This window comes from Chthoniobacterales bacterium (genome assembly GCA_018883245.1).
GTDB lineage: Bacteria > Verrucomicrobiota > Verrucomicrobiia > Chthoniobacterales > JACTMZ01 > JACTMZ01.
This window is the reverse complement of the sequence record VEQL01000062.1, coordinates 1-9958: the sequence shown is the minus strand read 5'-3', so window position 1 is coordinate 9958 and position 9958 is coordinate 1. Positions and strand designations below refer to the sequence as shown.

Annotated in this window: 13 protein-coding genes and 1 pseudogene; 6 read left to right on the top strand and 8 right to left on the bottom strand. The window is 59.4% G+C overall.

Translation table 11 applies throughout. The features are described from left to right. Positions 1 to 33 precede the first annotated feature (33 nt). The 4 genes from FGM15_13080 (at position 34) to FGM15_13065 (ending at position 2738) form a co-directional block, all read left to right on the top strand. Positions 34 to 939: an alpha/beta hydrolase gene (locus FGM15_13080; protein MBU3666790.1), complete on the top strand. Its 906-nt coding sequence runs from the start codon at positions 34 to 36 to the stop codon at positions 937 to 939. A 221-nt stretch (positions 940 to 1160) separates the two neighbouring features. Then, on the top strand, positions 1161 to 1439 hold the full coding sequence (locus tag FGM15_13075) for a BrnT family toxin (GenBank protein MBU3666789.1): 279 nt from the start codon (positions 1161 to 1163) through the stop codon (positions 1437 to 1439). Then, a complete protein-coding gene (locus FGM15_13070; protein MBU3666788.1) occupies positions 1414 to 1731 on the top strand; it encodes a hypothetical protein in 318 nt (105 codons plus the stop codon). Before FGM15_13075 ends, FGM15_13070 begins: the two co-directional genes overlap by 26 nt. Positions 1732 to 1835: 104 nt before the next feature. Next, a complete protein-coding gene (locus FGM15_13065) occupies positions 1836 to 2738 on the top strand; it encodes an alpha/beta hydrolase (protein MBU3666787.1) in 903 nt (300 codons plus the stop codon). A gap of 76 nt (positions 2739 to 2814) precedes the next feature. Here FGM15_13065 and FGM15_13060 read toward each other — a convergent pair whose 3' ends face one another. Genes FGM15_13060 through FGM15_13045 form a run of 4 tightly spaced genes read right to left on the bottom strand, consistent with a single transcriptional unit; the run spans position 2815 to position 4761 of the window. Continuing rightward, complete coding sequence (locus tag FGM15_13060) at positions 2815 to 3768, bottom strand: permease (GenBank protein ID MBU3666786.1); 954 nt, start codon at positions 3766 to 3768, stop codon at positions 2815 to 2817. Continuing rightward, on the bottom strand, positions 3759 to 3944 hold the full coding sequence (locus FGM15_13055; GenBank protein MBU3666785.1) for a hypothetical protein: 186 nt from the start codon (positions 3942 to 3944) through the stop codon (positions 3759 to 3761). The genes FGM15_13060 and FGM15_13055 overlap by 10 nt, the downstream gene beginning before the upstream one ends. Then, on the bottom strand, positions 3941 to 4375 hold the full coding sequence (locus tag FGM15_13050; GenBank protein ID MBU3666784.1) for an arsenate reductase ArsC: 435 nt from the start codon (positions 4373 to 4375) through the stop codon (positions 3941 to 3943). The genes FGM15_13055 and FGM15_13050 overlap by 4 nt, the downstream gene beginning before the upstream one ends. Next, positions 4372 to 4761, bottom strand: a complete 390-nt coding sequence (locus FGM15_13045; GenBank protein ID MBU3666783.1) for a winged helix-turn-helix transcriptional regulator — start codon at positions 4759 to 4761, stop codon at positions 4372 to 4374. The genes FGM15_13050 and FGM15_13045 overlap by 4 nt, the downstream gene beginning before the upstream one ends. Positions 4762 to 5083: 322 nt before the next feature. On the opposite strand from FGM15_13045, the gene FGM15_13040 reads away from it, so the two are divergent. Continuing rightward, positions 5084 to 5353, top strand: a complete 270-nt coding sequence (locus FGM15_13040) for an EF-hand domain-containing protein (GenBank protein MBU3666782.1) — start codon at positions 5084 to 5086, stop codon at positions 5351 to 5353. Positions 5354 to 5493: 140 nt separating this feature from the next. Here the strand turns inward: FGM15_13040 and FGM15_13035 are convergent, their stop codons facing one another. The 3 genes from FGM15_13035 to FGM15_13025 form a co-directional block, all read right to left on the bottom strand. Then, entirely contained in the window at positions 5494 to 6120 is a 627-nt protein-coding gene (locus FGM15_13035) for a hypothetical protein (protein ID MBU3666781.1), read from the bottom strand. Positions 6121 to 6301: 181 nt separating this feature from the next. Beyond that, the gene (locus FGM15_13030; GenBank protein MBU3666780.1) at positions 6302 to 7192 is read right to left on the bottom strand and encodes a hypothetical protein; all 891 of its coding nucleotides are present in this window, start codon (positions 7190 to 7192) and stop codon (positions 6302 to 6304) included. Positions 7193 to 7330: 138 nt separating this feature from the next. Continuing rightward, positions 7331 to 8278: a PEP-CTERM sorting domain-containing protein gene (locus tag FGM15_13025; GenBank protein MBU3666779.1), complete on the bottom strand. Its 948-nt coding sequence runs from the start codon at positions 8276 to 8278 to the stop codon at positions 7331 to 7333. 112 nt (positions 8279 to 8390) lie between these two features. Here FGM15_13025 and FGM15_13020 point away from each other — a divergent pair. Then, positions 8391 to 8561, top strand: a pseudogene (locus tag FGM15_13020) (iron dicitrate transport regulator FecR). 1302 nt (positions 8562 to 9863) lie between these two features. Here FGM15_13020 and FGM15_13015 read toward each other — a convergent pair. Continuing rightward, positions 9864 to 9958, bottom strand: a 95-nt coding sequence (locus FGM15_13015) for a 30S ribosomal protein S4 (GenBank protein ID MBU3666778.1), incomplete at its 5' end; no start/stop codon positions are given.

Genomic DNA, 9958 nt, shown 5'->3' with positions numbered 1-9958 from the left:
CTACCAAGCAATCCAAATAACGCTACGCTTCGTATGAATCGCCCCCTCCTCCTCGCTGCCATCGCGCTACTCTGCGCCGCCGGGCTCCCCTCGCCGCTGCACGCCGACTTCAAACCGGAAATCAAATACGCGGAGGTCAATGATGTGAAGCTGGCCTACTACATCCGCGGCGAAGGCGAACCGCTGCTCATGATCAACGGATTCCTTTCCAGCATGAGCCTGTGGGATCCGCTCATGATCGAGGAACTGGCCAAGCAACATCAGCTCATCCTTTTCGACAACCGCGGCGTCGGGTTGTCCACCGACACCAAGGAGAACAACACCACCATCCCGCAGATGGCCGACGATGCCGCAGGATTGCTCAAAGCCCTCGGCATCAAGAAAGCCAATATCCTCGCCTACTCCATGGGCGCGCGGATCGGTCAGCAATTACTCATCCGTCATCCCGACCTGGTAAGCAAAGCCGTGCTCTGCGCCGCCGATCCCGGTGGCACCCACGGCGACCCGGCCGCGCCCGACGTCGAAGGCAAACTCAACAACCCCGACACGCCGAAGATGGAAAAGCTGGCCCTCACCGCACCGGACGACGCCAAAGGCAAAGCGGCACTACAGGCCACGATGAACCGCATCAAAGCCGCGGTCAAAGCGGGCATCATGCCCGACGACTTCGATGTCCCCAAGCAAACCATCGAGCGCCAGGACCGCGCGCGCACCACGCTGTGGAGGGCGGACAACAGCAATTTCGAAAACCTGAAAAACATCAAAGTCCCCGTGTTGGTCACCGACGGACGCTCCGATGTGGTCGATCCGCCGAAAAACTCGCTCATCATCGCCAACCAGATTCCCTTCGCCTGGCTCGCCTATTTCTGGGGCGGCCATTCCTTCCTCTACACCGAACCCAAACACTTCGCCGACACGGTCAACGCGTTCCTGCAGTAATAAGGCAAGGCACAGCCGGAGTCCGTCGCGGCGGACGGAGACAGCGCGAGGTGCAGCCGAGGGCAAATTAACGCAGCCGAGCAAAGCGAACCGCAACGAAGTGGAGATAGGTCGCCGCAGCGACCAAACAGACAACTCGAAGAGTTGAGCGAAGCGTTCAAATAGACGCAGACAGACCAATCCGGCTTGACAGATGATGCCAAAAGGCACACACTGTGGACGTGCGGTTGGAATTCGATCCGGACAAGGAAGCAATCAACCTCGCCAAGCACGGGGTCGATTTTTCGACTGTGCAAAAAGTTTTCGAAGATCCGCAGCGCATGATCGTCCCTAACGAAACGCACAGCTCCGATGAACCGAGGTTCTATGCCGTCGGCCACGATGGCATTGGCGTGCTGACCGTCCGCTTCACTTTGCGGGGCGATGCTATCCGCGTGATCGGCGCCGGATATTGGCGCAAGCAGAAGAAAGCCTATGAAGACCAAAAGAAAGAAACCTAATTACGTTGAGGAACCGACTGGCGAAGGCTGGGCTTTTGACCAAGGCAAAGCCCTTACCCGCGCACAGCAGCGCGCCTTGGGCCTGCCTTCGGCATCCTCCGCCGCGAAGATGACCATCTCCCGCAAACCGGCGCGTCCGGCGCGGATCAACATCCGCACCACGCACGAGACGATCGCCGGCTTGCGCGCGCGAGCCGAGGAAGCAGGTCTTCCCTATCAGACTCTCGCCGCCAGCGTCCTGCACATGGTGGCGCGGGGAGATCTCAAGCTCTCCCTCGCCCCGGGACATTGACGCCACACACGGCCGCCAAACACTTCGCCGACACGGTCAACGCGTTCTTTCAGTAGTGAGCAGTGTTTGATCCATCGATTATTCCCAACCAAGCTGCCGCCCACATGAAAAGCACCTTGCTTCTCCTCACCGTGGTTCTTCTCTGCGCCGGGCTGCGCTCGCCGGTGCAAGCCGAATTCAAACCCGAAGTGAAATACGCGCAAGTTGGCGACATCAAGATGGCCTATTACATCCGCGGCGAAGGCGAACCGCTCGTCATGATCAACGGCTTCCTCGCCACAATGAGTCTCTGGGACCCCGCGCTCATCGAAGAATTGGCCAAGCACAACCAACTCATCCTTTTCGACAACCGCGGAGTGGGACTTTCCACCGACACGAAAGAAAATGAAACAACCATGGCGCAAATGGCCGACGACACCGCCGGGTTGATCAAGGCCCTCGGATTCAAAAAGGCCAATGTGCTCGCCTACTCCATGGGGGCGCGCATCGGCCAGCAGTTGATCATCCGCCATCCCGACTTGGTCGACAAATGCGTGTTGGCCGGACCGAATCCGGGCGGCCGCTACCAGGACCCGGCGGCCAAGGATGTCGAAGCCGAACTGAACAACCCGGATGTTCCCGACAGCGAGAAGATCGCCCTCACCTTCCCGGACAACGAAGCCGGACGTCAGGCGCAGAAGGAAGTGATGGGACGCATCAAAGCGGCGGTCAAAGCGGGAGAGGCTCCCGATGACTTCACCACATCGAAAGAAACCGTTGCGCGTCTCGACCGCGCCCGCACCACGCTGTGGAAAGAAAACAACAGCAACTTCGAGGATCTGAAGAACGTGAAGATTCCCGTGCTGGTCACCGACGGACGCTCCGACGTGGTCGATCCGCCGAAAAACTCACTCATGATCGCCAACCAGATTCCCTTCGCTTGGCTCGCATTCTTCGAAGGCGGCCATTCCTTCCTCTTCCAGTCGCACGAGCGGTTCGCCGCGACGGTCAACGCGTTCTTGCAGTAAAAGGCAGGCCGCAACCGCTCAGCAAATCCGCCTTGTCGTCGGATTGATCCCGTCGCCGACACACGGCGAGAGGATCTCAAAGAATGCCCGAGAGGGCATTCAGCATGTAGCCCAGCAAAATAATCGCTGCCGTCGTTACGCCGAAGAAGATGGCAATCAACGGCAGGCGCATCACACGGCGAAGCATGATGGCTTCCGGAAGACTCAAAGCCGAGACAGCCATCATGAAGGCCAGTGCCGTGCCCAGAGGTATGCCCTTCTCGAAGAGCACGACTGCCACGGGAACGATTGCTGCGCAGCTTCCATACATGGGCACACCGATAATGGTCGCGATAGGCACGCCGAGCACACCCGCCGCTCCCACCATGCCGGCAATGGTCTCCTGCGGAACGTAGTTGTGGATGATTGCGCCGACACCCACACCGACCAGCACCCAAAGCCAAATCTGCCTTATCACGGAAACAGCCTCGGCCCAACCGAAGCGCAATCGGCTGGCGAGCGTATGCTTCCCGGCGCGCTTGAACTCGTAAGGCGCCTGCAACAGGTCACTTTCGAGATACCTCTCGAGTCGCAACCTTCCAAGCAAGGCGCCTACCGCGGTGCCGATGATTAAACCTCCTGCCACATAGGCTGTGGTGATCGGAAGACCGAACTCCGCCGCCATGAGAATGGCCAGATATTCGTTGATGATGGGAGAAGTTATAAGGAAAGAAAATGTAACGCCCAAAGGCGCGCCCGCTTTGAGCAAGCTGATGAAGATCGGAATCGAGGAACAAGAGCAGAAAGGTGTTACGGCACCGAAAAGCGCTGCCACGAAATTGCCGGCAACTCCCCGGCCGGTCATCCACCGCTTGAGCTTGTCCTCCGGCAACCAAGTGCGGATCACGCCGATGACGAAAATCATCACGGCGAGAAGCAGAAAAATTTTCAGCGAATCGTGGACGAAGAAGTGCAACGCACCCCCGAGTCGGGAGTCCGGGTCGAAACCGCCCAAGCGATAGACGAGCAGATCGGCGAACTTCAGCAGCATTTGCCGCCTTTACTGGAGCCGCTGTTCTCTTCGCCTCCCGAGCAGCAACACGACTGCTGTGCTTTTTTCTCGGCGGCTTTCTTCATCGTCTGGTCGATGCGGGTGAAAAGCGAAGCAAGGAAACTCTGCTTCGGCTCCGTTGTCGTGCGATCCTGCGGTGTCGTTTGTGTTTTCATAAAGTCCGGTCGCGCCGCCCGGCGGCGTAGGCGCGGAAGACGGCGTCGATTTCATCCCGCACGCGGCGGAACTCATCCATGACCTCCGTGTCGGTTCCCGTGGCGCGCGCGGGATCGTCAAACGGCCAGTGGTGCCGGTGAACTTGCCCGGGGAAAATCGGGCACGCCTGATCGGCATTGCCGCACACGGTGATGACCGTGTCGATCTCACGGTCGAGAAACTCGTTCATGTGCTTGGAGGCATGCGCGGAGATGTCGATGCCGATCTCCTCCATGGCGGCGATCGCTTTGGGATGGACATAACCGGCCGGATTGGACCCCGCGCTGTGCACCTCGAGAATGTCCGCGGCGGCTTTGCGCAGAATTCCCTCCGCCATGTGACTGCGGCAGGAGTTGCCGGTGCAAAGAATGAGGATGCGCGGCTTGCTCATTTTCGCAAAATACTCCGCACGCGACCCCGATTCTCCCGCACGCAGTCAGGGCAATCGTCGCCAAGCGCGTTCTTCAGCTTTGCCAGCCTTGCTGCATCCGCGCGGAAAACGGATTGCTCGCGGCAGCAGTCCTGCAAACAGGCAAGGTGGGCATGAAGAGCGGTCGACGGCTCAGCAGGCAGTCGATAAACCATCCACGGCCCGCAACGTTGAGACGCCACCATACCCCGCCGACGAAGGTAAGCGAGGTGCCGCGACATTTTGACCTGAGGCTCGCGCAGGACCTCCTGCAAGTGGCAGACGCAAAGTGGTCCGTGCAGAAGAAGATGGACAATGCGCAGGCGCGTGCGGTCACACAGACACTCGTGGATACGCACCAAATCCATGAACGAATCATATACGCATAAGCAAATACCGTCAACAAGCCTGCGTTCGCTCGACTCGCACATTTCAAAGGCGGCCATTCCTTCCTCTACACCGAACCCAAACACTTCGCCGACACGATCAACGCGTTCCTGCAGTAAAAGTCAGGCTGTCGGTTTGCGCGGGTTCGCCCGGACCTGTTTCGCCTAAGCGCTGATCGGCACCGCCGCCTGATCTCAATCGTTTCTCTGGACCTTGATTTTACCCGTGTCAGTTGGTTGCCGCGCTGACAATGTCCATGCATTGCCCGCTTTACTTCATCCCCGGCTACACGAAACTTCCTGCATGACCTCGAAACTTCTCATCTTGGAACGCACGGGATTTTTGACTGTGGCCTGTTTGTTTGTTCTGACGTGCGCCGCCGGCGCCGACACCTCGCGCGACGAACAAATCGCCGAGCGCTTCGCCGCGGCGGATACCAACCATGACGGACAACTCACGTTGGCCGAAGCCCAGGCCGGAATGCCCCGCGTGGCGGCCAACTTCAGCAAAATCGACGCGGATGGGAGCGGCACGGTGACCGTCGCCGAAATCCAAGCGAAGGCCGACCACTGATTCGTCAGCCGAGCGGCGTCAGCGCTGTGGTGGGTGTTTCTGAAGATGCAGCACGGCAAACACTTCGCCGACACGGTCAACGTTTTCCTGCAGTGACGCGTTGGTCTGCCAACACCGCGAATTACCCGGCGCTTTGACGTTTAAGAGATCTTCGCGCGCTTGCGCCAGCGGACATAACCCGCGCCACCGACGAGCAAGGCCGCCGCGGCCCATGTGCCGGGTTCGGGGATAGCGGGTGCAGGAGAACCGATGTTCATGGTCATCGAATCGCCGGTCCAGCTCCACACATAGGTGCCGGGCGTCACTTGCAGCGTGGCAAAGGACTTGTTTGACCACGTCAGTGTGCCAGTGACCGGGGTTCCAAGAACATAATTTTTAGATATATACATATTATTAGTGTTCACATTAGCGCGAAACATCATCGTGGTGGAGGCCGAGGCAGAACTTGGCGTCCAAAAATTGTCCAAGGGGCCAAAGTTCGTCGGGAAAGTCGATGCGGTGTAATAATACCAATTCGTGCTTACAAAGCCGACGAAGTTTCCAAATCCGACCAAACTCGTCGTGCCTCCAGGCCGGATGCCGCTCCCCATAGCTCCGGACCCATCAGCCGGGGTGCCCGCGCCGGTCCAACTATTGATCGATCCCGAAATCGTGGCCACCACATTGCTGCTGGATTCAACCATGTTGATGATAAGGGCGGCCCGTAGCGGGGCCATGGCACCGAGGAGGCATACGACCGGGACGATCAGTTGGAGGATACGCTTCATTTCAAACCATTTATAGACCTCTCGCGCCCTAAGTTGCAAACGGAAACTAACGATTCGGAAGCGCAAAGCCCGCGCCGCCAAACTCGTGAGCACCAGCAAAATCACCCGGCTAAGAAAGAGAGGTGAGACCCGGCATATCACGCTGTGCACCTTCGGCGGTGGCAGACCTCAAGTTTCCAACTCAAGAAACCTTCGCGCGTTTGCGCCAGCGCATGAAGGCCGCGCCGCCGACAAGCAATGCCGCCGCGGCCCAAGTGCCGGGTTCGGGGACGGCAGCTGGCGCTGCAGAAGCTATGCCGACAGCCCCGGAGAAACCCGAGTTGAATTCGTCCGGCAGTCCGGTAACGGTTCCCAAGAGGGACAGGGAGGCGTTGGACAAGGTGACTTGATACAAACGATTTTCGTTGAGCAAGTAGGAGTCCACTCCGGAACTGAACATCACACTCGACATCGTGTCGTCGTAGTTCGTTCCCGAGAAATCTCCCACCATCGTGTCTACTCCAGCGGCAGTGATGTTGAACAGAGGGTCGGGGGGATCACTGGCGGCGAAGTAAAAGTCCCCATCGCTCGCATAGGCCATGTTTCCGCCGAACTGCGAATAGAGAAAATCGGACATTGTCGTGTTTGTGATGGTCGTGCCGGTGGCAGGATTGAGCGTGAACCATTGGTCATAGTGCGCTCCGTAAAGATTGCCCGAGTTGTCGAAGGCCATACCGAAGAGTGTGTCCATGGACCCGAGACTCGTGCCACCGATGACACCTCCCGTGCTGATCGTGCGGTATTCCGTGAAGTCGTATTGCAGATACATCTGCGAGGTGACGGGATTTAGCGCAAGATTGGCCAGGGGGGCAGCCGAAGAACTGCCCAAGCTGGTCCAGGCATAACCGTAAGAGCCGGGTGATCCGGTCGGGCTGCCAAGGTCGAAGACGCCGAATTGGTAGCGATTGTAAGGCTCCTCCACGAAGCTGAGCCTGGCGATCGCGTAGATCGGAGTGACGATGGCGGCGCGCAGCGGAGCCATGGCACCAAAAAGGACCATGAAGAGGACATACAGCCGGAGGATGCGTTTCATGAGGAGGTAATTATCGTCCGCTCACATCATACGTTGCAAACGGAAAACCGCCGCTTCGATCGCACAGAGTCACTTATTCGGCAAAAAATACCCGCCCCACAGACACGGCCCGGGTGCATGGTGAAAAACTTGCGCGGATTATTTGCGCCGGCGGCTCAGAGCGTGCGCACCCAACGCGGCGGCCGCGAGCGCGAGCAGCGCGTAGGTCGAGGGCTCGGGGACGACTTCGAACTGCGCGATCTGGCCGTCCACCGTGCCGCTGGCGAAATCCGCCGTCTGGTTGATGGTCGACAGGTTGACGTCGAACGAAGGATCCATGGCGCTGTAGTTCACCCCGTTGTAATTCACCGTGCCGGTCTCGTTGGCCACGTAGTAGTTGAACGTGGCGCCGGAAATCTGGGCGAGGAAATCTGCCTGCGTGTCGGTGAAGAAGCCGCCGGTGTAACTGCTGCCGGCCGCAAAGGGAGGATCGTTGAAGTAAATGTTCACCACGTTCGAAGAAGTCAGTGAAGCAACGAATGGCGTGGCGCTGGTCAATTGCAGAAGGTCGTTCACGCTGTTGGCCGCATCGGAAAACACAGGGTTCAAACTGGTGAACTCGAAGTTGAAGCTCAGCCCGCCGCTCGGATCGACGGACGCCGCAGTCAAGATGCCGGGGCTGCTACCCGGGCTCACCGCACCGGCGCCGCTGATCGCTCCCACTGTGCCACTGCCGGCCAGCGTCGCGCCATTGCTCAGCACGATGGCGCTCGAGGCGGCGGAACCGCTCATCGAGACGGTGCCTTGGGCGATCGTGGTAGCCCCGACGTAGGTGTTGTTGCCAGACAGGAGGAGTGCGCCGGGGCCGGTTTTGATGATGCCGCCTTGGGCGTTCGGGTCGCTGGCGTTGCGAGCGACATTCGGGTCCGACAGATTTCCCGCGCCGCCCAGGCTGTTGAGCGTGAGGCTCGACGAGACATTGAGCGTCACATTGCCGCCGAGAAACATATCAGCGCCGTAGGCCGAGCCGTTATGGCCGCCCGTGCCTGCCGTGACGGAATTGCCGGTGAAAGTTCCGCCGTTGAGCGTGACGCTCGCGCCATTCATCACGAAGAGCGCGCCGCCTGCTCCCAAGCCTCCGCCACCACGACCGCCATCGTTGTCCGTGCCATTACCGGCGCCGAAGCCCCCTGAACCAGATTGAGGCTGCTGGAGGCTGATGCTGCCACCGCCGCCCCCGCCTCCAAAACCACCGTCACCTGCCAAGTAAAATCCCCCTTGGCCGCCGCCACCACCTCCGAATCCACCCGTGCCACCGGATGAACCGAGAACCCCGTTGCCACCATCAGCCCCGCCGCCGCCACCACCACCAAAGCCGCCGTTGCCGCCATTGATCGGCGGAGAGTTGTTGACGAAGTAGCCTCGGGCCCCGCCGAGTCCACCGCCTCCTCCGGAGCCATCATTATTCAACCCATACCCGCCCATGCCTCCTCCACCGCCATTGGCTCCTCCCTCGGTGCCACCCGCATCGGAACCGTTCCCACCGAAGCCGCCGGAGGTGCTCATGCCGCCCACGGGCGTTATGTTCACAAAAGCTCCGGGGCCACCCGCAGCCGAGTTGTTGCCTCCCACTGCTTGGTTGCCAAACCCGCCGCCACCCAGCCCGTTGTTATCCGTGTCCTGCGCCGCAGTGCCGACAGATCCGCCCATCCCCCCGCCACCGCCGCTTGTTTGAGTCTCCAAGGTGGCGGATCCACCAACCGCCTGATTGCTCAGGAAAGATACGCCGTTCAGCGCGACATTTGGCACCGAGACACCGACGGCAGCGACAGGTGGAGTCTCTTGGCCGGGCAGCGCACCACCATAATAAACTCCGCTGCCGACAAAAATGGCGCCTCCCAATCCGGCGCCAGCTCCCCCGCTGAAAGAATTGCCACCGTTTGCGTTGCCGTTCTGGATCGTCAGGTTGTTGATGCCCACGTTGCCGCCAGCGATGAAGAACGCGCGGTCGGCATTGTTCATATCGAGGGTGAAACCGCCACCGTTGATGATCACGTTGGCATTCACGATCATCTGGGCATTGGCCGAAATGTTTCCCGTGAGTGTGATCACGTTGGTCAGCGATGCCCCGGGCTGCTGCGAGTAAACAAAGGCGTCGGCCAGCGCGGTGGTGAATTCCGCGGCCGTCGAAACATTCGTCATAACCTGCGATCGCGCCGGAGGCACGGACACCAGGCCGACAAACAAACCAAGCAGAAGGGGCGCAAAGCGAGACATGGAAGATTTGTAAACTGCGAAACCGCGCAAATGGAAACTATTTGGGCGCGTTCACGCCACTTACACCATGCAGGTCGAGGAGCCGTTCGCCGGTTATCCGGCCCGCATCCCGGTCCCGCCTGAATTGGCGCGGCGGGCAATGGGCCTCGTGCGCCAGTTTCACGGATGTTTCTGGTTCCGCGACGCAGACCCTCGCCCGGTGATGCAGATCGTCATGCACAGAAACTGTGGTGTTTTTCATAGTTTCACAGTGATGCTCGTTTCGTTGAAGTCAGCTAATCTGACTCAGCGTGTATGGTTGCCACGGCAAGAAGGCAGTGCGGACTGCCATGGCGAAGAGGAATCCGCTTCTGCAAAGAAAAACGCCGTCCTGCGTAGGCAGAACGGCGTTTGCGAGGAAGAAAGTTTTTCCTTCTTAGCGCGAGTAGAGTTCGACGACGAGCTGCTCGTTGACGACCGGGGCGATTTCGTCGCGGGTCGGGATGCGCGAGACGGTGCCGCTGAAGTTGT